The sequence below is a fragment of the Plesiomonas sp. ZOR0011 genome, from assembly GCF_000800945.1.
Taxonomy (GTDB): domain Bacteria; phylum Pseudomonadota; class Gammaproteobacteria; order Enterobacterales; family CAMTGL01; genus Plesiomonas; species Plesiomonas shigelloides.
Window position 1 is genome coordinate 153759 of the sequence record NZ_JRKB01000073.1, and the last position, 22517, is coordinate 176275.

The 22517-nt window shown below is 51.4% G+C and carries 18 protein-coding genes; 10 read left to right on the forward strand and 8 right to left on the reverse strand.

What is annotated here, in order from left to right; genetic code table 11:
• The first annotated feature begins 105 nt into the window (after positions 1-105).
• From pabB to L975_RS14150, 4 genes are all read left to right on the forward strand, one after another.
• Positions 106-1650: an aminodeoxychorismate synthase component 1 gene (gene pabB / locus L975_RS14135; protein WP_072033078.1), complete on the forward strand. Its 1545-nt coding sequence runs from the start codon at positions 106-108 to the stop codon at positions 1648-1650.
• Positions 1625-2197, forward strand: coding sequence for a CoA pyrophosphatase (locus tag L975_RS14140; RefSeq protein ID WP_047709098.1), 573 nt, complete (start codon positions 1625-1627; stop codon positions 2195-2197). The genes pabB and L975_RS14140 overlap by 26 nt, the downstream gene beginning before the upstream one ends.
• A 200-nt stretch (positions 2198-2397) precedes the next feature.
• Positions 2398-3672 (forward strand): HAAAP family serine/threonine permease, encoded by a 1275-nt coding sequence (locus L975_RS14145; protein ID WP_039044871.1) that lies wholly within the window; start codon positions 2398-2400, stop codon positions 3670-3672.
• Between the two features lie 179 nt (positions 3673-3851).
• Entirely contained in the window at positions 3852-5219 is a 1368-nt protein-coding gene (locus L975_RS14150; RefSeq protein ID WP_010863933.1) for an L-serine ammonia-lyase, read from the forward strand.
• Between the two features lie 103 nt (positions 5220-5322).
• Here L975_RS14150 and L975_RS14155 read toward each other — a convergent pair whose 3' ends face one another.
• Together L975_RS14155 and cysB are read right to left on the reverse strand one after the other, a co-directional pair.
• Positions 5323-6558, reverse strand: coding sequence for a methyltransferase (locus L975_RS14155; protein WP_052181489.1), 1236 nt, complete (start codon positions 6556-6558; stop codon positions 5323-5325).
• Positions 6559-6951: 393 nt separating this feature from the next.
• Positions 6952-7926, reverse strand: coding sequence for an HTH-type transcriptional regulator CysB (cysB, locus tag L975_RS14160; protein ID WP_010863935.1), 975 nt, complete (start codon positions 7924-7926; stop codon positions 6952-6954).
• 291 nt (positions 7927-8217) lie between these two features.
• Between cysB and L975_RS14165 the strand changes: the two genes are divergently transcribed.
• Positions 8218-8979: a hypothetical protein gene (locus tag L975_RS14165; RefSeq protein WP_010863936.1), complete on the forward strand. Its 762-nt coding sequence runs from the start codon at positions 8218-8220 to the stop codon at positions 8977-8979.
• 543 nt (positions 8980-9522) lie between these two features.
• Here L975_RS14165 and topA read toward each other — a convergent pair.
• A complete protein-coding gene (gene topA, locus L975_RS14170) occupies positions 9523-12138 on the reverse strand; it encodes a type I DNA topoisomerase (RefSeq protein ID WP_047709099.1) in 2616 nt (871 codons plus the stop codon).
• Positions 12139-12430: 292 nt separating this feature from the next.
• On the opposite strand from topA, the gene astB reads away from it, so the two are divergent.
• Both astB and L975_RS14180 read left to right on the forward strand, forming a co-directional pair.
• Entirely contained in the window at positions 12431-13804 is a 1374-nt protein-coding gene (gene astB, locus L975_RS14175; protein ID WP_047709100.1) for an N-succinylarginine dihydrolase, read from the forward strand.
• A 123-nt stretch (positions 13805-13927) separates the two neighbouring features.
• The gene (locus L975_RS14180) at positions 13928-14194 is read left to right on the forward strand and encodes a YciN family protein (RefSeq protein ID WP_039044963.1); all 267 of its coding nucleotides are present in this window, start codon (positions 13928-13930) and stop codon (positions 14192-14194) included.
• 110 nt (positions 14195-14304) lie between these two features.
• Here L975_RS14180 and L975_RS14185 read toward each other — a convergent pair whose 3' ends face one another.
• Together L975_RS14185 and sohB are read right to left on the reverse strand one after the other, a co-directional pair.
• Positions 14305-14727, reverse strand: coding sequence for a DUF805 domain-containing protein (locus L975_RS14185; protein WP_081995709.1), 423 nt, complete (start codon positions 14725-14727; stop codon positions 14305-14307).
• Positions 14728-14920: 193 nt separating this feature from the next.
• The gene (gene sohB, locus L975_RS14190; RefSeq protein ID WP_047709102.1) at positions 14921-15985 is read right to left on the reverse strand and encodes a protease SohB; all 1065 of its coding nucleotides are present in this window, start codon (positions 15983-15985) and stop codon (positions 14921-14923) included.
• A gap of 145 nt (positions 15986-16130) precedes the next feature.
• Between sohB and L975_RS14195 the strand changes: the two genes are divergently transcribed.
• Entirely contained in the window at positions 16131-16892 is a 762-nt protein-coding gene (locus tag L975_RS14195) for a YciK family oxidoreductase (protein WP_039044874.1), read from the forward strand.
• A 220-nt stretch (positions 16893-17112) separates the two neighbouring features.
• On the forward strand, positions 17113-17676 hold the full coding sequence (locus L975_RS14200; RefSeq protein ID WP_047709103.1) for a hypothetical protein: 564 nt from the start codon (positions 17113-17115) through the stop codon (positions 17674-17676).
• Between the two features lie 92 nt (positions 17677-17768).
• On the opposite strand, the gene rluB is transcribed toward L975_RS14200, so the two are convergent.
• The 3 genes from rluB to L975_RS14215 form a co-directional block, all read right to left on the reverse strand.
• Complete coding sequence (rluB, locus tag L975_RS14205; RefSeq protein ID WP_010863944.1) at positions 17769-18635, reverse strand: 23S rRNA pseudouridine(2605) synthase RluB; 867 nt, start codon at positions 18633-18635, stop codon at positions 17769-17771.
• Between the two features lie 130 nt (positions 18636-18765).
• Complete coding sequence (locus tag L975_RS14210; RefSeq protein ID WP_047709104.1) at positions 18766-19386, reverse strand: L-threonylcarbamoyladenylate synthase; 621 nt, start codon at positions 19384-19386, stop codon at positions 18766-18768.
• A gap of 1 nt (position 19387) precedes the next feature.
• Positions 19388-20311 (reverse strand): PHP domain-containing protein, encoded by a 924-nt coding sequence (locus tag L975_RS14215; RefSeq protein WP_081995710.1) that lies wholly within the window; start codon positions 20309-20311, stop codon positions 19388-19390.
• 541 nt (positions 20312-20852) lie between these two features.
• On the opposite strand from L975_RS14215, the gene L975_RS14220 reads away from it, so the two are divergent.
• Positions 20853-22481, forward strand: coding sequence for an anthranilate synthase component 1 (locus L975_RS14220; RefSeq protein WP_072033079.1), 1629 nt, complete (start codon positions 20853-20855; stop codon positions 22479-22481).
• Positions 22482-22517: the final 36 nt, after the last annotated feature.

A 22517-nucleotide genomic window follows, 5' to 3' on the forward strand; every position in this document is an offset into this window, starting at 1 on the left:
CCTTATCGAATCCATCCCCTACAGCGTGAAGCTATGATACTCTTCCGAATATGACGTGACTATGTCCTGCCTCACACGCCAATTAACCTACATCACAAAACTGAGATGTTTATAAATAACAATAGCTTTCCCTCGTGTCTGGCTCTCGAATATCAGCACGATGCGTTACATAACCATTTCCGCAGCGTTGCGCATTTGCCATGGGCCATGTTACTGAGCTCAGGACATGCTGCGCATCCGCACAGCCGCTACGATATTTTGGTGGCCGAGCCGCTGGCTACGTTATGCACTACCGGTGAGCACACCTGCATTACGCAGGGCGAGGCACAAACCACATATCAAGATGACCCACTGGCTTTATTGGCGCAGACGCAAGCGGCGTTGCTGCCAAACTTACCGGCGCATCCTACCCTGCCGTTTTTAGGTGGCGCTCTGGGCCTATTTGGCTATGATTTGGGGCGACGTTTTGAACAGCTACCAGAACATGCAATAAGCGATATCAGTGTGCCGGATATGGCCGTAGGCATTTATGACTGGGCCTTAATTGCCGATCATCAGCAACAAACCCTGACGCTACTGAGCCACGGCGATATTTATGCGCGCTGGCATTGGCTGTTGGCCGCACAAGAAAGCTATGCCGACCGTGCAGCAGAAGAAATGCCGTTTACGCTGACCAGTGAGTGGCAAGCCAACATGAGCGCCGAGGAATACCGGCAAAAATTTGATCAGGTGCAAGCCTATTTACATGCGGGTGATTGCTATCAGGTCAATCTGGCGCAGCGTTTTTCTGCCGACTATCAAGGTAGCGAATGGCAAGCGTTTGAGCGACTAAATGCCAGTAACCAAGCGCCTTTTTCGGCTTTCTTGCGTTTACCGCAAGGCAGCATTCTGAGCGTTTCGCCGGAGCGTTTTCTGGCCGTTGAACAGCAACAGGTCACCACTCGACCAATTAAAGGCACGCGCCCACGGCATAGCGATCCGATTTCTGATCGCGCTGAGGCCGCCGCGCTGACCATGTCGGAAAAAGATCGTGCTGAGAACCTGATGATCGTCGATCTAATGCGTAATGATATCGGGCGCGTCGCGGTACCCGGCAGCGTCAGCGTACCAGAGTTGTTCATCGTAGAAAGTTTCCCTGCGGTGCACCATTTGGTCAGCACCGTGCAAGCGAGCTTGCCAGATACCTGCAGTAATACGGATTTGCTACGCGCCTGCTTCCCCGGTGGATCAATTACCGGAGCGCCGAAAATTCGCTCAATGCAAATCATCGATGAGTTAGAGCCGCAGCGGCGTAACGCCTATTGCGGCAGCATCGGCTATTTAAGCTGTTGTGGCCGGATGGATACCAGTATCACCATCCGCACCCTGATTGCGGCGCAGGGGCGTCTGCACTGCTGGGCCGGCGGCGGTCTGGTCGCTGACAGCCAGTGGGGGTCGGAATACCAAGAAACGCGGGATAAAGTTGCTAAGATTTTGCCGATTCTGAGTGCGACTCCCTGTGAGCCCAGCGAGTCGAGCGCGATGGCGTCCAAGGCACAAGACGAATCGCAGACGGCGCATGAATCGGCACCGCAAGACAACACTTGCACACGGCTCGGCGATAACAGCGGTGATGAGTCATGCCATGACGCACATACCGAACCTCAGTAGCCTGCATAGCCGCTTTAACCTGACACTGCCCGCTACGCATCCGACGATGCCGTGGCGGGGTGGTGCGCAGGCAGCGGTGCTCATCCCGTTGGTTAATCGACCGGAGCCAACGCTTCTACTCACACAGCGGGCGCTGCATCTGCGCCATCATCCTGGACAAATTGCCTTTCCCGGCGGTCGCGCGGAAGCCCAAGACCGCTCGCCAATTTGTACGGCGCTGCGCGAAGCACAAGAAGAAACCGGTTTGCCACCGGCCAATGCCGAAATCTGGGGATGCCTACCCGCACTGAGTACGGTCAGTGGCTATCAGGTGACGCCAGTGGTGGCACTGATCGAGCCGCCGTTTACGTTATCGGCTGATCATAATGAAGTTGCAGGCATCTTCGAGATCCCCCTCGCCGCCCTCATGAATCCCCACCACTATCAGGTGCTACGTTTTTGGCGCAAGCATAAACTGCACACCGTTTATGCGATCTCTGTTCAAAAAAAGTTCATCTGGGGCGCTACTGCCGCTATAATGCGCAACCTTATGCTGCAGATTGCATAAGAAATCCGTTTTTTCCTTCGCCCAACCACTAGTTGTAGTTACGCAATCGGATACATAGTGATAAGAATCACACTAATTCATAAGACTATTCGGTCAGATCACAGAATGTGCGTGACGCCATATCTTTGACGATATAACTCTCTATACTCCCGCGCCAACTGACAAACAATATAGTTTTATCCTGCAAAGGTGGTAGCCAGATGAAATCAGACGTAAGCATCAATACAGCAGCAAACGCTGCCAGTATTCCCTGGAGTAAGCAAGACACCACATGGGTGCTGAGCCTGTTTGGTACCGCCGTAGGTGCCGGTATTTTGTTCCTGCCAATCAACGCCGGTATGGGTGGTTTTTGGCCGCTGGTTGTCATGGCGCTGATCGTAGGCCCAATGACTTTCCTGGCTCACCGTGGTATGTGCCGCTTTGTTCTGTCTTCTTCTAAGCCAGGCAGCGACATCACTGAAGTAGTAGAAGAGCACTTCGGTAAAACCGCAGGTAAACTGATCACTCTGCTGTATTTCTTTGCTATCTACCCAATCGTGCTGATTTACGGCGTAGGTATCACTAACACCGTGGATTCTTTCATGGTGAACCAGCTGGGCATGGAATCTCTGCCACGCGGCGTACTGTCTATCATCCTGATTCTGGGCATGATGTCTGTTATGATCGCCGGCGAACGCCTGATGCTGAAAGTGACTGAATTCTTGGTATACCCACTGGTTGGTATCCTGGCTTTCCTGTCCATCTACCTGATTCCGGACTGGAACACCTCGATGATCAGCGCGCCGTTGCCATCATTTGCTAGCTTCGGTTCTACTCTGTGGCTGACCATTCCAGTACTGATTTTTGCATTCAACCACTCACCTGCTATCTCTGCCTTCTCTATGGCACAGGAGCGTTCCTACGGTAAAAATGCAGAACAACGTGCAAGCCAAATCCTGAAGCGCACTTCTATGATGCTGCTGGGCTTCGTAATGTTCTTCGTATTCAGCTGTGTACTGAGCCTGAGCCCGGCCGATCTGGCTGCCGCTAAGCAGCAGAACATCGCAGTTCTGTCTTACCTGGCTAACAAGCACGAAAGTCCATTTATCTCTTACTTAGGTCCATTGATTGCCTTCGTTGCTATCGTAAGTTCTTTCTTCGGCCACTACTTAGGTGCTCGTGAAGGTCTGAATGGCTTAATTATTAAGCAAATGCGTGCAAATGGTAAAACTCCTGATGTTAAGAAGATTGACCGTTTCACTGTAGTGTTTATGATTGCAACCCTGTGGATTGTTGCCACCATCAACCCAAGCATCCTGGGTATGATTGAGTCACTGGGCGGCCCGATTATTGCCATGATCCTGTTCATCATGCCAATGTATGCCATCCGTAAAGTACCTGCGATGCAGAAGTACCGTAGTGACAAGCTGAGCAATGCATTCGTAGTTCTGATGGGTTCTGTAGCGATTTCTGCGATTGTCTTCAGCCTCATCTGATTACTGAAAAAGACAAAACATCCATGGATGGAGGGGAGCTGGGTTACCGGCTCCCCTTTGTGGTTTGTAGATAACCACAGCAAGAAATTTTAGAAACTCACCTTTAATGCAGGATAATCTGCGTTAATAATTAAACCTGATTGACCAATTCGGCCGCAGGCCTGATTGAGGAGAACACCGTGATTAGCGTATTCGACATGTACAAAATCGGCATCGGCCCTTCCAGTTCGCACACCGTCGGACCGATGAAAGCCGGTAAACAATTCGTCGATGAGTTGGTAACCATGGGACGTCTCAAGGATGTGACTCGCATTGCCGTCGATGTGTACGGTTCGCTGTCCCTGACCGGTAAAGGTCACCATACTGATATCGCCATCATTATGGGTCTGGCGGGTAACATGCCAGATACAGTGGATATTGATTCTATCCCTGGCTTTATCAAAAACGTGGAAGCTAGCGAGCGCCTGCTGCTGGCTAAAGGCGCGCACGAAGTGGAATTCCCACGTGAAGGCGGCATGAATTTCCACAGCACTAACTTGGAGCTGCATGAAAATGGCATGCAAATCCATGCGTTTGCCGGTGACCAACTGGTTCTGAGCAAGACCTACTTCTCTATCGGCGGCGGCTTCATCGTTGATGAAGAGCATTTCGGTAAAGCAGAAACCTCTTCTGTGGTAATGCCATACCCGTTCCAGCATGCTGCTGATCTGCTGGCGCATTGCCATGCGACCGGTCTGTCACTGTCTGGTCTGGTACTGAAAAACGAGCTGGCCATGCACAGCATGGAAGAGATCACTACCTACTTCAACGCTATCTGGAAAACCATGCATGACTGCATGGAGCGCGGCCTGAATACTGAAGGCTACCTGCCAGGTCCACTGCGTGTACCTCGCCGTGCGTCTGCCCTGCACCGCCTGCTGTCTACTTCTGACAAGCTGTCTAGCGATCCAATGAACGTGGTTGACTGGGTAAACATGTTCGCACTGGCTGTGAGCGAAGAAAACGCCGCCGGTGGCCGTGTGGTAACCGCCCCAACCAACGGTGCATGTGGGATCATCCCTGCGGTACTGGCGTACTACAACCACTTCATCAAGCCAGTCACTGAAGAAGATTGCCGTCGTTACTTCCTGACTTCAGGTGTAATTGGTGCGCTGTACAAGATGAACGCTTCTATCTCTGGTGCCGAAGTTGGCTGTCAGGGCGAAGTGGGCGTAGCTTGTTCTATGGCCGCAGCCGGTCTGGCTGAGCTGCTGGGCGGCTCACCAGAGCAAGTATGTGTGGCAGCCGAAATCGGTATGGAGCACAACTTGGGTCTGACCTGTGACCCAGTGGCCGGTCAGGTACAAGTACCGTGCATCGAGCGTAACGCAATTGCGTCCATGAAAGCGATCAACGCTGCTCGTATGGCGATGCGCCGTAGCAGCGAGCCACGTGTATCTCTGGATAAAGTTATCGAAACCATGCTGGAAACCGGTAAGGACATGAACGCCAAATACCGTGAAACTTCCCGTGGTGGTCTGGCCATCAAAGTGGTTCACTGCGACTGATTTTCAGCGCTCAGTGCATCTCACTGACCAGTTATACTCATAAAAAAACCGGTGCCTAGCACCGGTTTTTTTATCTCTGCTCTATTAACTTAATTAGCTACGCTTATTCATGAGTGCGGCTATTCACGATGAGCGAATCGCTCACACAAGAATGCGGTGCACGGCGCGCATGAATCATCACATTACGCGGCGTTAAGTGGCGCTCGCAAAACGTCCCCAAATGCACCTGATAACCATGCTCTTGCAGATACAACGCCCGATCCAGCACCAACCAAATCTCCAGTGGCCGCCGGAAAAGATGGCGAACCAATTCGGTACGACTCACACACAGATAACGCTGTTCGCCGATGGCTTCCCAATACGACCAATCCACTTGCTGCGGTAATCTGACGCCACGCTTATCGGCAGCCCAATGACAAAACGCAGCAAAGCCCTCCCCAAGCAGCGCTTTCGGCAAATTCGGTAGATTTAAGTACTCATCCACACCACGCACCATGCGCTGCAAAGCATCGAATCCTAACCGATAACTCACTTCCAAGCGGCGTAAGCGGCGGATGCGCTCACCGCCAGTCACCGATTCTTGCAAGCTCAGGCGCAAATCATGGCGACTTAGCTGTAATGTCGACTGATTGGCCACCTGCGACATCGGCTGATAATGCTCGGCACTGATTTTATGGTAGCAACACGGAGAGATCGTCATTGCCTCACAGGCGGCATGGATACCGTGGCGCAGCAACTGCATGTGTAGCTCGCCGCAGGCATGGAGTCCCACCGCATGCAGTTCTGGGCGGAAAAAGCGCTGCGCTGTCGGACAGAGTGCATCTTGCTGATGCAAAATCAGGCTAATCCCTTCGGCCTGCGCCAGCTGCGTACCGCTTGCGCACAACTCCGCTTGTAACTCGATACCCTCCACCGATTGCGTGGTATGTCGTGCCAGTGTGCGCGCCAAATGCCCCTTCCCTGCACACCACTCTAAGAGCGGCAACGGGTACGAGGGCAATACGGCAATGAAATCGTGGATCTGTTGCTGCTTACGCTCTGATAACCCGGGTGCGGAACGCGCAGTCAGTTTCTGCTGCGCCGCCAATGCCGGCAGCACGCACAGCGCCTCCAGCTCAGAGGCGGCTGGAATATGAGGCTGTAAAAAAGCACTGAGCGCAGCACTATCTGCATCAAGCCGGTCGATATCATCGAGGGTCAGCGCGTCTAACGCCGCCTGCAGTGCCGGAGCCTTATCGGCAAAATAGGCCGACGTATAGTGAAAAGGGGAAAACTGCCAGAACTCGCGTAACTGCCCTAGCAAGGTGTCTAACCTGTCAAACCGCTCATGCAACGTCATGGCCGAAGATTCGTATCCGCACAAAAGAATTTGCAAGAATGCGCAGTGAAACCTCATGTTCACCCGCGCCAAATACCAAAAACAGGTATTCGAAGCTGATGCTATTCACGGCGCTGTGATTGAAAACGCGCGTATCTTAGTCGCTCGTTATCGGCTCGCCAATGACTATTTCACGCGACTGCTCTCTCACTCCGCACATAGCCTGATAACCGAGTAACAATGCGCACAAATCAACAATTATCAGTAAGCAAAAATGAGCGTAAATGCGCGGAGGAGCCTAAGACAAAAGACAAAAATAAGAAGTGAAGTTGGGATTAGAAAACGCCAACGCACAAGCGCCTATGACAGGCCACCTGTGCGTGCGTATTAGACGTGCGGTGTAGTGCTCTGTGCTTAGCGCACCGGCAGTTTGATGTCTTCAAACATCTCTTCGATTTCTTCATTCGAGCGTAATGAAATCGCAGTATTGACCAGATCCTTGGTCAGGTGCGGAGCAAAACGCTGCATGAAATCGTACATATAGGTACGCAAGAAGGTGCCTTTACGGAACCCAATTTTAGTGGTGCTGGCATCGAAGATATGGCTCGCATCAATGGCGATCAGATCTTTATCCAGCGCGGGATCTACCGCCATCGAGGCAATGACACCGACCCCAATGCCTAAGCGGACATAGGTTTTAATCACATCCGCATCGGTCGCGGTAAACACAATACGCGGCGTCAACCCAGCGCGATTAAAGGCTGAGTCCAGCTCAGAGCGCCCCGTAAAACCAAAGATGTAAGTGACAAGCGGATACGCCGCCAGATCATGGATGGTAATTTGCGATTTATGCGCCAGCGGATGATTCGGCGACACCACAATCGAGCGATTCCAGTGATAGCATGGCAACATCACCAGATCGTGATACAGATGCAACGCTTCAGTGGCAATCGCAAAGTCTGCTGCGCCCTTGGCCACCGCTTCAGAAATCTGCGCCGGCGTGCCCTGATGCATGTGCAAAGAGACTTTCGGATAGCGCTCGATAAACGCTTTAATCACTTTCGGCAGCGCATAGCGTGCTTGGGTATGAGTAGTGGAAATGTTGAGCGTTCCGCGCTCAGGATGAGTATGTTCACCCGCCACTGACTTGATACTTTCCACCTTGGCCAGAATATCGCGCGCAATACGGATAATGTCGCGTCCAGCAGGTGTTATCTGCGTCAGGTGTTTACCACTGCGCTCAAAAATCTGGATGCCCAGTTCGTCTTCCAACATCCGAACTTGTTTGCTGATCCCCGGCTGTGAGGTGTACAGCCCTTCTGCCGTAGAAGAGACATTCAGATTGTGGTTAACCACTTCTACAATATATCGAAGCTGTTGTAATTTCATAGCCAACTCAACCGTTATTCCTTTAACTCTATTGGCATTATTGCCGATACAACCTTTGCAAGTATGCCCAGTTCCCAACAGCGCATACTCTTGACATACAGTTTATTAATAAAAGCAAAAAATTGCCATGCGAATAGCGCATAAGCCTATACCAGATTTTGAGAATCTGATTTATCGCTTGTTTTTCTGTATGCATGTACAAGAATAGAAACACAACCACTATCATGAAATCCCATGATCGTGTATCTTTGACAGAGTTTTTACTAAAATTACAGATTCAGAGCACCGTCTATGAACTTAATGCTGTTTTTCGTCTTGCTTGGTGTTCTTTTACTCCTCGTTATTGGCTATAACGTTATTGTGCAAAACCGAGCAAGAATTGAACACGAAAAGAAAATTGAGTCACAAAAATTAAAAGCAATCATTGATGAGACAGACCAACTGCTCTCCCAAATCAATATCATTCCCTTCAGTAAAGACCTGCTGCTTTGCCTGCAGGTTCGCAGTTTTACCGCCATTAAAGGCCTCGCTGCACTGGACAATAAGAATGCCGATTTGGCCCAACAAGTGATTGCCACGCAAAGTCAGATCGAACAATCAAAACAATCCTTTAAAGGTCAAGACTTAAGCAGCTTCACGCAACCAGAAAACGATAAGCAAGCGCTGGCATTACTTAAACTTATCCGTCGTCTGCGTGCCGTGATCCGCGCCGAGCATGGCTATGGCCGTATGGAAACGCGCTCATTTATCACGGAAAACCAGCGCTTAGAGCGTCTGCAGTTGATGATTAATATCGACAATCTGTACAAGCGCGCCCGTGAAGCCTTAACAGCCAATCAGTGGTCTAATGCCAAACAACTGCTGACTAAAGGTCTCAATGCACTGGCGAAATATGAAGATGATTACGCCGAGAAAATGACTTCGCGAATGCTGGCTGATATCGAAGAAATTAATCGTCATCAGAACGAAATAAAGAATAAGCTGGATAAACAAAACCGTCAGAAAGAAACCGATGAGTTAGATATATTGTTCCAGCCGAAGAAAAAATGGTAATTACCGAATCGTAGTAGGGATATTTGCTACATAAGGATAAATTATCCGCACAGCAATCTATAAAGAGTCAGAATAATAACGCCATAATGACAATAATCTGACTTCCCTCACGACCTGTAATGTATTTTGTAAATTACCTCATCATTTAAAAAGCCGCTTTGCGGCTTTTTGCTTTCTTATTCCCACGCAAAGCATCATCCCTGTATTGACGTATCCCATGCGAACTTCACGCGCGTGCTGGCATTAACGCCAGCCGGTATACCACAAAAGATATTCTTATTGTCGCAATGAGTTGTGTGCGCAGGATTAGGCGAGCCATTGAAGGGAGGAGTTACCGTGTTATGCCGGTCTAGTAAGACTACAACGCTTACCACCTTAAGGCATCCATGCACGAACCCACGGCCTCACACTCAATAGAAACCATAGAAACGCGAAGCTATAGAAACAACAATGGCCGGGAAACCGGCCATTATTTATACGAAGTGAGCGTTATCTAACGGATGAGCTCTGTGCTGTATAGCAACTAGCTGCCCATCCGGATGATTACTTTTCTTTAGCAACCCACTTGCCATCAACATAGAATGCTGACCAGCCGGTCGCTTTACCCTCTTTTTCGGATGCCACGTACTGCTGTTTAGTCTTGCGGCTAAAGCGCACGGTGGTTTTGTTACCTTCCGGATCGGCTACTGGGGCATCGGCTAAATAGCGCAGTTTTTCCGGCAAACGCTCTTTAAAGCGGACTAACTCTTCCACCAGCGGAGCACGTGTTTCGCGCGATTTCGGGAAGGTATTAGCCGCCAAGAACACACCAGCCGCACCATCACGCAGCACGAAATATGCATCCGATTTTTCACATGCCAGCTCTGGCAGAGGTACAGGATCTTCTTTCGGCGGCGCGATCTCACCGCTCTTCAAAATCTTACGGGTGTTCTTACAATCTGGGTTAGTACAACCCATGTATTTACCGAAACGGCCCACTTTCAGGTGCATTTCAGCGCCACACTTGTCGCACTCAATCACCGGACCATCATAGCCTTTGAGACGGAACTCGCCGGTTTCAATCTCATAGCCATCACAGCTTGGATTATTACCGCACACATGCAGTTTACGGGTGTTATCCAGCAGGTAGCTATCCATCGCCGTGCCACACTTTGCACAGCGGCGACGCGCCATCAGTGCGTTGGTCTCGGCCACGTCCCCTTCCAGAATGTTAAGCAGCTCAGCTTCTGGGATCAGGTTGATGGTGGTCTTGCAGCGCTCTTTCGGTGGCAGCGCGTAGCCAGAGCAGCCCAGAAAAACACCTGTGGTCGCCGTGCGGATCCCCATTTGACGGCCACATGTCGGGCAATCGATGTCCGTCAGCACCATTGGGTTAGCACGCATGCCACCTTCGGTTTCATCTTTTTCGGCTACTTCCAAGCGCGAGGTGAAATCTTTAAAGAAGCGATTCAGAACCTGACGCCATTCTTCTTTGCCGTTTGCCACATCATCCAGTTCACCTTCCATATGAGCAGTAAAATCGTAGCTCATCAGCTTGGTGAAGTTCTCTTCCAGACGATCGGAAACAATCTCACCCATCTTCTCGGCGTAGAAACGGCGGTTCTCAACACGCACATAACCACGATCTTGGATGGTAGAGATAATCGCTGCGTACGTTGACGGGCGGCCAATACTACGCTTTTCCAGCTCTTTTACCAATGACGCTTCGCTAAAACGTGCTGGCGGCTTGGTAAAGTGTTGGCTTGGATCCAGTGCGATCATACTCAAGATCTGACCTTGCTCGACGTGCGGCAGAGTCTGATCTTCGTCATTTTTACGCATCGCCGGTTGCACACGAGTCCAACCATCAAAACGCAGAGTACGGCCCTTAGCTTTCAAGGTGAATTCACCCGCCGACACCAGCAAAGTGGTGGAGTCATATTTGGCTGGCATCATCTGGCAAGCCACAAATTGACGCCAAATCAGCTGATACAGCTTCTGCGCATCTTGCTCCATGTCTTTGAGCTGTTCGGCCAGTACATTGACATCAGAAGGACGAATAGCTTCGTGCGCTTCCTGAGCGTTCTCTTTGCTTGAGTACACCACCGGATTGGTTGGCAAGTATTTCTCACCAAACTCCGATTCGATGTAACCACGCACCATACCCAGCGCATCTTGGCTCAAGTTTGTGGAGTCAGTACGCATATAGGTGATGTGACCGGCTTCGTACAGACGCTGCGCCAGCATCATGGTCTTTTTCACGCCATAGCCCAGACGTGTACTGGCCGCCTGCTGCAATGTTGACGTGATAAACGGCGCGGATGGCTTACTGGAGGTCGGGCGATCTTCGCGTTCGGCCACCACGTATTGCGCACGTTGCAACAAAGAAACCGCTGCCGCAGTTTCTTCACCGGTAACCGGCTCGAAGGCTTTGCCGTTACGCTGCGTCACTTGCATGCGCAGTGGAGTTTCACCCACATTCAAATCTGCATGCAGCTCCCAGTACTCTTCTGGGATAAACGCTTTGATTTCGCGCTCACGCTCTACCACCAGACGCACCGCAACTGACTGCACACGACCTGCTGACAGACCACGCGCAACCTTTTTCCACAGCAGTGGCGAAACCATATAGCCCACCACGCGGTCGAGGAAACGACGCGCTTGCTGAGCATTAACGCGATCCAGATTTAGCTCAGACGGCGCTTCAAACGCCTGCTGAATCGCATTTTTGGTAATTTCGTTAAACACCACACGTTGATAACGTGTGTCATCGCCACCGATCACTTCCCGCAGGTGCCAAGCAATGGCTTCCCCTTCGCGGTCCAAGTCCGTTGCGAGGTAAATTTTATCGGCTTTTTCGGCCAAGGTTTTCAGTTCGGTAACCACCTTTTCCTTGCCTGGCAGGATCTCATAATGCGCCTTCCAGTCATGGTAAGGATCAATCCCCATGCGAGAGATCAGCGAATCACGTTCTTTTTTCTTGGTGACGATCGCTTTTTCTTCCGGTGACAGGCCCTTAGTGCTTACCGGCGCTTTTTTAGCGGCGGTCGAAGCCGAACCACTGGTCGGTAAATCGCGGATATGACCCACGCTGGACTTAACGATGAAATCGCTACCCAAATATTTGTTAATTGTTTTTGCTTTCGCAGGGGACTCTACGATAACGAGCGATTTACCCATAGTGGTGATTACCTAAATTTATCCTTTCCGACCGCATCGCTCACTGTAAGCTGCTGGCCCGTAAAAATGTCTCTTATTTATATTGCGGTACAAACTCAGGAGATCAACCTCTTTTTCGTTATCCACTGATTTGTTGTTTAGTACCTATACAATCCTGACCGTGCAACTTGCACAAAACCAAGACTACTGTTATTCCTTCAAGAAGGCATGCCACATCGCATGACACAGAACGAGAGCGCTTCCCTAGGCGTGAATGTCCCTATGCTGGTTGTCACTGACAGGATGACTGCCTATGCCACGACCACGGAACACCAGTTGCGAAATCAACTTCGACGGATTAGTCGGCCCGACGCATAACTACGCTGGACTTTCTGCCGGTAACATCGCATCTACGCACTTTGCTCACCACCCTTCCAACCCGCGCCAAGCCGCGCTGCAAGGGCTAGAAAAGATGCGCCTGATGCTAAATCTAGGGTTGGCGCAAGGCATTTTGCCTCCGCACGAGCGGCCATTACTGAGCGCGCTACGCCATTTAGGGTTTTCGGGTAGCCGAGCCCAAATCTTGGAGAAAGCCTATCAGTATAATCCGCGCTTGCTGGCCGCTGTTAGCTCTGCCTCATCCATGTGGGCGGCGAACGCTGCTACTGTTACCCCCAGCGCCGATAGCCATGATGGGAAAGTACACTTTACCCCAGCCAATTTGCTGAATAAATTTCATCGGTCATTGGAATCAGAAATAACAGCGCGCATTCTGCGTGCCGTTTTTGCGGATGACAAGTACTTTACTCATCATCCCGCATTACCACCGCATGATATGTTCAGCGATGAAGGTGCGGCCAACCATACCCGAATATGCCCCACGCATGGAATGTCAGGTCTTCACATTTTTGTGTACGGGCGTTCTTTTTTTGATGAAAGCCGCACTTTCCCGCACCGTTTTCCTGCCAGACAAACGCTGGAGGCCTCACAGGCCATCGCTCGTCAACACGGCTTAGATCATGATAATGCGATATTCATTCAGCAAAATCCGCAAGTCATTGATCAGGGGGTATTTCATAACGACGTTATTGCCGTGGGCAATGAAAGCGTCCTGTTTTACCACCAACAGGCCTTTTTGGCGACCGAAAGCCTAAAACAAGCGGTAACAGAACGTTTAAGCGCTGCAGATATCGCCTTTATCGAAGTTCCAGAACAACAAGTGAGCGTAACCGATGCAGTACAAAGTTATTTGTTTAACTCACAATTAGTGACCTTGCCGGACCAAAGCATGGCCCTGATCGCGCCTTACGAATGCCAAGAACATCCGGTCATCCGTGCCTATCTGCAAGCTTTGCCAGAGCGCTATCCGCGGCTCAGTCAGATCACTTATCTGGATTTGCGCCAAAGCATGCAAAATGGCGGCGGGCCCGCCTGCCTGCGCTTGCGCGTAGTACTCACTGCCGATGAGATGGCTGCCGTTCAGCCCCATTGCCTGCTTGATAACGCGAAAATCGATCAACTCACACATTGGGTGAACAAGCATTATCGCGACCGACTGACTCTGTCAGACTTGCGCGATCCGGCCTTGCTGGACGAATCATGCCGCGCCCTAGACGAACTGACACAAATTTTGCACTTGGGCAGCCTCTATCGCTTTCAGCAAGTCGGACACTCCGCCGAGGAGTAATTGAATGGTGAATGGTGAATGGTGAAATAGTGGAATCATTAACGTCAGGCATGCGAGTGACCGCAGTCATGCTAGAATAGAGGCTGTTTGTGTTACACCGCTGTACAAGGAAATAAAATGACGATGTCTTCTGCTACTCATACTGACGAAAAACAACCAATCACCCGTGCCGCCATGCTGGAGCTGGCAAACAAGATGATTGCGGAACACGAAGATTTTATGCACGGCATGCATGCTGATGATGTAGAGCAAAAAAATGGCGTGCTGATTTTCCGTGGTAACTACTTTCTGGATGAGAAAGGCATGCCTACCGGAAAAAGCACCGCAGTATTCAACATGTTCAAGCATCTGGCGCACCGTCTGTCAGAGAAATACATTCTGATTGACTAAAGCGCCCTGCGGGATGACGCCGACATAACACCGGCTTAGCACATCCGGCCATCAGCGCCCCGCCAACAGCGCAGCGATATCACCATCGTGAACCGCTGGCGGCGGGTTATTCACACGCGACGCTGTTGTAACGCATCCGTTGTAGCATCCGTTATAGATAGAGCGCTAGATTGACTCACTGATGATGCAGAAATGCCCGTCTGGTTCGCCGATGCAGGCACAGTGCCGCGAATTAGCACCACACACAGCAGCAATAATGTTCCCCCACCAGGCAACACATTCAGCCATAACCATGACGCGCTCAACCCCGCATCGCGCAGTCGCTTAACCAGTAAGGCCAGTAAGGCGCAGACCATAAATACGGCCAAACTGGCATCCATCCAGTTTAAGTCCATCCCCGGCCATAGCAGCGTAACAAACCCGCCCAGACCGTGGAAAAACAGCATCACCCCAACGGCAAACCCTAATCCCAAACCAAATTGCATCCTTGAAATCCGGCCGCGAAACGACAACACCAACCACGCCCAGTACATCACGGTGACCTTTATTTCAATTAATCAATTGGATAAGTGCACAGCATGTTTTGATCCCGGCAGATTCAAGCCGAGGAAATGACTTCTGCACGCATATTCTTATGGATGCAGTAAACCACATCCCGCTCCGATATGGCAGTAGCCATACCGGAGCAGGTTAGCCACAACGCATTACATTTTGTCGTACGTTGTCTTACAGCAGTGGACGCTGTCCGCGTTGCATCCAGCGTAGCAGCAGGCGATCAGCGCCCTCTTCCACACTGTGGGCCAGTTTGTCTGTAAGCTTTTTCCGCAAAATATAGCGGACTTCTAGCACATCTTTTTCGGCAATTTCGCGCAGCAACACATCATCGCTCGTGGCAATTTCATCCACTAAGCCTTTATCCAGCGCCTGCTGGCCGAACCAGTGTTCACCGGTCGCCACACTGTTGATATCCAAAGAAGGGCGATATTGAGACACAAAGTCTTTAAACAGCTGATGGGTTTCTTCCAACTCTTGACGGAACTTCTCACGGCCTTTGTCGGTATTCTCACCCAACATGGTCAACGTACGTTTATACTCACCCGCCGTCATCAGCTCCACATCCACATCATGTTTTTTCAGTAAACGATGGATGTTGGGGATCTGCGCCACCACGCCAATAGAGCCGATAATCGCAAAAGGTGCCGACACAATATGATCCGCGATACAGGCCATCATGTAACCGCCACTGGCAGCCACTTTATCCACGGCGACTGTAACTTTCAGCCCTTTGGCTTTCAACCGTGCCAACTGCGATGCGGCTAACCCATAACCATGCACCACACCGCCTGGGCTTTCCAAGCGTACCAGCACTTCATCTCGCTCAGAGGCAATCGCCAACACCGCGGTGACCTCTTCGCGCAATGACGCCACTTCATGGGCATCCATGCTGCCTTTAAAATTCAGAACGTACACACAAGGCTTACCCTCTTCGCGCTCAGCGCCCTCTTTTTCAACGATCTTTTCGGCCTTTTTACGTGCCTTTTCCTGCGCTTTTTCCTCTTTTTTCTGCTTTTTACGCTCCGTTTTCAGCGCATGCTCATCCAAGCGCATCTCTTTGAGCTCATCCACCAGTTCACGGTATTGCTGGCCTAGGTCGGTTACCTGCAACTCACCGCGTTTGCCCGGTTTGCTTCGCTGCGCCAAACCAAACACCAGCAACAGTAATCCACCGATAACCGCAAATACGGTGAGTGATTTGGCCAGAAAAACACCGTATTGATAAAGAAATTCCACAGTTCACCTTATTTATTTGGCATATCCTGTGTACATCCTAACAAATGCTTGGCCAATGCCCAATGTCGCGATTACGTCACAATCAGGTTACAATGCGCAAATATTAACAATGAGTCATTGTCTGACTGTCAAAAGAGGGTATTACGTGGATTATCAAGCCCCTGAAAACTTACTGACTGACCGTATTATTCTGGTCAGTGGTGCCGGAGATGGGATCGGAAAGGAAGCCGCACTCACGTATGCCCGTCATGGTGCAACGGTGATCCTGCTGGGTAAAACGGTGCGCAAACTGGAAGCGACCTACGATGCCATTGTGGCGCAAGGCGGCCAAGAGCCAGCCATCATCGCCCTGGATATGATGGGCGCGACTGGTCAGCATTATCAGCAGATTGCCGAGTCAATTCGCGAACAATTTGGTCGCCTTGATGGTGCGCTGCTGAACGCCGGTATTTTGGGGGTGCTGTCACCGCTTGCCCAATATGATGAGAAAACGTGGCGGGAAGTGATGCAAGTGAATGTCACGGCGCAGTTTTTACTGGCGCAAGCCTTGCTGCCACTGCTGCATGCGGCTCCGTCTGCTTCCTTGATTTTCACCTCGTCGAGTGTCGGGAAAAAAGGGCGTGCGTTTTGGGGAGCCTACGCGGTATCCAAATTTGCAACCGAAGGGATGATGCAAGTGCTGGCCGATGAGCTGGAAAACACGCAAGTGCGAGTCAATTGCATCAATCCGGGCGGTACCCGTACCGGAATGCGCGCCAAAGCTTTCCCTGCGGAAAATCCAGAATTACTGAAAACCGCCGCTGAGATCATGCCAGTTTACCTCTACTTGATGGGCGATGACAGCAAACAGGAAAACGGCCAAAGTTTTGATGCGCAGCCTAATCGTTTACCGGGAATCGCGCGCTAAGAGCACGCGTATTGCGCTTTCACACCTGCGTTTTACAGCGCGCATTCATCAACTAAGCATAACCGGCATCAAGGGAAGCGGTATCATGTAATACCGCTTCCCCATTAATTAGACAAATCAGCTTACATAATCACCGCACAAAATCCTGCCACTACGGGAATCTCGGCCTAAAATCGTGGTCATAAATGACAGAACATCATAAAAGCCGTGAGGTTACTCTATGAACCGTCAATTACTGATTGCTGTGTTAATGCTGTTCAGTGGCAGCATAGCAACCGCACATGCCGAAACCCTTTCTCGTCAGTATGATCAGGCGGTAGCGACGTCTACTGAAGCACTGGAGCAAGCAGCGGATACCACCAAAGAGTGGGCAGGCAAAACCAGTGAGCAGCTAGAGCTGCCGCAAAAATACGATGCGGCGCGTAACTCGGTCGACAAGGCTGCCGAACAAGTCAAAACCGGCTGGGACAAAACCAGTGAAAAGCTGCAACTGCAGCAAAAGTATGACTCGGTGAAAAGCTCTGTAGACACCACCATTGGCAACGTGCAAAACACATGGAATGCACCGGAGAATAAAGCGGCCCGCGCAGAAGCAGAAAATCAGTTAAAATCGTCGTGGGATGGCATGATGCTGCAAGGCAAAAAAGTCTGGCAGAGCGTGACGAATCAACCTGCGCAGAGTGAGAATGGCAGCACCAATGCCGCCTCACCCGCTCCGGCCAGTAACGCACATCCAGCACAACAACTGGATGCCAGCGGTAACTATCCTGATCCCGCTCAGTAAGCGCTGACCACAGATAATCGTTAATTAGTGCTGATAAAAAAATACCCGCCAATTGCGGGTATTTTTGTTGTTCGCTGTATTTGCATATCCAATTAAGCAGGACGACGCGGACGGCGCTGCTGCTGTTGCTGAGTATGACGGCGCACTGCACGACGGATCTGGTTCGGATTCTTGGTCCGACGCTGATGCTCCACCGCCACTTTGGTCTGAGTCTCTTCCTTCAGACCCACCAGCTCACGCAAGTAGTTCACATCTTTCAGTTCCAGCTCTGCCCAGCCACCACGCGGCACCAGCTTAGGCAGCTTGATGTCACCGTAGCGCACACGGATCAGACGGCTCACCTGCACGCCCTGTGATTCCCACAGACGACGCACTTCACGGTTACGGCCTTCGGTCAGGGTGACGTTAAACCACTGGTTGATACCCTCACCGCCCTGGAACTTGATCGACTTAAAGGACGCCGGACCATCTTCCAACTGCACGCCCAGACGCAGACGTTGCAACATGGCATCATCCACCGCGCCAAACACACGTACAGAGTACTCACGTTCAACTTCTTGGCTTGGGTGCATCAGACGGTTCGCCAGTTCACCATCGGTCGTGAACAGCAGCAGACCTGAGGTATTCACGTCCAGACGGCCTACGGCAATCCAACGCGCCCCTTTCATACGTGGCAGACGATCGAATACGGTCGGACGACCATCCGGGTCTTTACGCGTACAAAGCTCACCTTCCGGCTTGTAGTACGCCAGAACGCGACAAATCACTTCGTCTTTTTCTTTGATGGAAACAATATGACCGTCAATACGCACTTTCAGCGGTTGGCGAGTATCAACACGATCACCGAGTGTCGCTACTTTGCCATCGACACTGACACGTCCCTGCTCGATCATTGCTTCAATTTCACGTCGGGAACCGTGACCGGCACGGGCCAATACTTTTTGCAGTTTTTCGCTCATTGAGCCAACCTCTCATTGTCGCCTTCACAGGCGTCGCTAGTGTGTTTCGTTTCGGATTTCGTTTCGGTAAGCTGCCCGATTGAGGCTTTACCCAAAGGGGGCAGCATCATACCTGATGCACCGCCGCGCATCAATGAAATGGCGCGCTATCGGCAACCCCTTCACGCACGATAACCGGTGCATCTTCGGTCAAATCAATCACGGTGGTAGGCTGTTGGCCAAGGTAACCGCCGTTGATGATCAAATCGACCTGATGTTCTAAGTGATCGCGGATCTCTTCTGGATCAGACTCAGTAAAATCATTGCCCGGCAGAATCAGCGAGGTGGACATCAACGGCTCACCCAACGCTTCCAACAAGGCTTGCGCAATATTGTTATCAGGCACCCGCAGACCAATGGTTTTACGCTTTGGCGTCATCAAGCGGCGCGGCACTTCTTTAGTCGCCTTCAAAATAAAGGTGTAAGCGCCCGGCGTGTTATTTTTGATCAAGCGAAAGGCGGAGTTACTGACCTGTGCGTACAACGAGATCTCAGACAGATCGCGACACACCAAGGTAAAGTTATGCTCTGGGTCTAATTGACGGATGCGTACAATTCGATCCATCGCATGCTTATCGCCCAGCATACAGCCCATGGCATAGCCCGAATCGGTCGGGTACACCACCACCGCGCCTTCGCGCAGCAAAGCCACCGCCTGGTTAATCAGACGCGTTTGTGGGTTATCGGGATGAATGTAAAAAAACTGGCTCATATTATTCCTCCTGCCGTGTGTCAGAGTCTGGCCACTGATGCCACACCGGCGTGCAGTCTGCTGGTAGCCACAATTTCCGCCCCAGCTCGATCCACGAACAAGGCTGATGGAAATCAGATCCCTGTGAAACCAGCAGATTAAATTCTCTTGCATACGCCGCCAGTTGAGCCCGCTCCTGCGGGGCCTGCTGGCACTGTGCAATTTCCATGGCATCACCGCCGGCTTGCGAAAATGTCTCTAACAATTTTCGCAGCCATTTTGCCGATAAACCATAGCGCCCCGGATGAGCCAGCACGGCCTGTCCGCCAGCAGCGTGAATCACGCTAATTGCTTGATTTATTGTACACCATTGCGGCGGAACATATCCTATTTTCCCTTTTGCCAGATATTTCTTAAACACGCCTTGCATGGTGGACGCTACGCCCAGCTCCATCAGGTAACGGGCAAAGTGAGCTCGGGTAATTGCACTGCCGCTTTGCACATATTTACGCGCTCCTGCCAAGGCATCAGGAATGCGGTGTTTTTCCAAACGGCGCGCCATCTCTTCCGAGCGCTCGGTACGTTTTTGCTGCTGCTCGCCAATCAATTGCTGCAATTCAGGATGCGTTGGCGCAATGCCCAAACCCACAATATGAATTTCGATATTTTCCCAACAGGTGGATATCTCAATGCCATTAATCAAACGCAGCGCAAGCGCATGCTGCGCAATGGCGTGATGGGCCGCGTCTAACCCGCCCACCGTATCATGATCAGTCAACGCCAACACGGTAACGCCTTGCTCGGCTGCCCGTAGGACCAATTCTTCCGGCGATAAACTGCCATCAGAAGCCTGACTGTGGCTGTGTAAATCAAACAAAGGCACTAAGTTCTGTCCTGCGCGCTGTTCTGCACCCTGCTCTACGCCGCGTTCTGCGTTGTCGGTCATGACTCATTTCCGTTTTCCAAAAAATTAACAGCAGCCTTATAACACACATCCCTTACTCGCCGCCCAAACAAAATGATGTTCAAACGGTACAATGCAAACGGATATTCGTTACCCCTGAGGTTGTGACACATCACGCAGCCAAACAGTAAAACAACCCGTCACTAACACCATCGCAGCGTTTTTATAATAAAAACTCACAATCAGGGATTGACAACACCCACTCGTATCAGCTTAATAGTACACAAGCCAAGCAAGTTTGGCATGCCGAATAACCGTGTAACACACCCGGCACCACACCCACTCTTGCTGCTGTGACCAATGAGGAGTCTGTTATGTCAACGCTGTTCGTCCGCCACTACCACACAACTATCTGCACTCTACCTCTGGCAGGTTGGTGGCGTGATACCTATGCGGGCAGCGTTGTGGCACGTACCTGAGGTTAACTCAGCTCGTCACACCATCAAGCCCGCACTTTGCGGGTTTTTTTATGCGTGTTTATACGCGCCACGAGATAACAGAAGTATTAAAGGAATAAAACGATATGGCCTCACTGATTCAGATTTTACAGCGCGATGTTCCGTATCATCAGGATCCCACCCTGATTTTTCAGGCTCTGTGCGCCGAACAAGCGGCCTGCTTACTGCTGGATTCAGCTGAAATTGATAGCAAGGAAAACCTGAAAAGTTTGCTGCTGATTGATGCCGCATTGCGCATTGTGTGTCGAGGGAATCAGGTCAACGTGCAGGCGCACAGTGATAACGGACGCCGCCTGCTGGATGTGTTGCAACACACGCTACCAGACAGCGTGGATGCCCAGCGTGAGCCTGCTGCGCTTACGCTACGCTTTCCCACAGGAGCCGCCCACTCCGCAACGGCGCAAGATGAAGATTCACGGCTGAAAAGTTTGTCAGTTTTTGACAGCGTGCGCGCGTTACTGCACGGCTTGAGTTTTAACCCTCAGCACCCGCATGCCCTGTTTATCGGTGGACTGTTCGCCTACGATTTAGCGGCCCAATTCGAGCCAATGCCCGAGGTGGGAAGCCAGCAGCAATGCCCTGATTTTTGCCTTTATGTGGCCGAAACGTTGCTGATCATCGACCACCAGCACCGCCAAGCGCACCTGCAGGCGTCTTTATTTGCGCACTGCCAGCATGAGCTACAGCGCTTAAGTGACCGCTTATTGCAGCTCAACCAACAGCTGCACCACTTGCCAGCGCCGGCGCAGGCACCAGAAGCGAGCATCGCCCACTTGCACCTTAGCCAATCGGATGCGGAATTTTGTGCCACCGTGCAAACGCTGAAGCAGCATATTTTGTGCGGCGATATCTTTCAGGTCGTACCGTCTCGCCGTTTCAGCTTGCCGTGCCCACACCCGTTAGCGGCTTACCGCGAACTCAAGCGCAGTAACCCCAGCCCATACATGTTTTACCTGCAAGATCCGCTGTTCACGCTATTTGGGGCTTCCCCGGAAAGTGCCTTGAAATTCAGCGCCGATACCCGCCAAGTCGAAATCTACCCCATCGCCGGCACCCGTCCACGCGGTAAAACTGCACAAGGCGAAATAGACCGCGATCTGGATAGCCGACTGGAGCTGGATTTACGGCTGGATAAAAAAGAGCTGGCCGAGCACATGATGCTGGTTGACTTGGCACGCAATGACGTTGCCCGGATCAGCGAACCGGGTAGCCGCTATGTGGCCGATCTGCTGCACGTCGACCGCTATTCCCACGTCATGCATTTAGTCTCACGTGTTGTTGGCACTCTGCGTAGTGATCTTGATGCCCTGCACGCCTATCAAGCCAGCATGAACATGGGCACCCTGACCGGCGCGCCCAAAATTCGCGCGATGCAGTTGATTTACCAAACCGAACAAACTCGCCGCGGCAGTTACGGTGGCGCAGTGGGTTACATGAATGGCCAAGGCGATCTGGATACCTGCATCGTGATCCGCTCAGCCTATGTCGAAAATGGTATCGCCTGTGTGCAAGCCGGTGCCGGTGTGGTGTACGACTCGGTGCCACAAGCCGAAGCTGACGAAACCCGCGCTAAGGCACAAGCGGTGATCAGCGCTATCGCCCGCGCTCATCAATTTACGCTGCACGAATCAGTGCCGCAGAGCCAAGCAGCATTGCTCGGGCAGACCAACGTACAGGAGGCATCATCATGCTAAATTCATCGGCCACTGTATCCGGCACCATGATGTCCA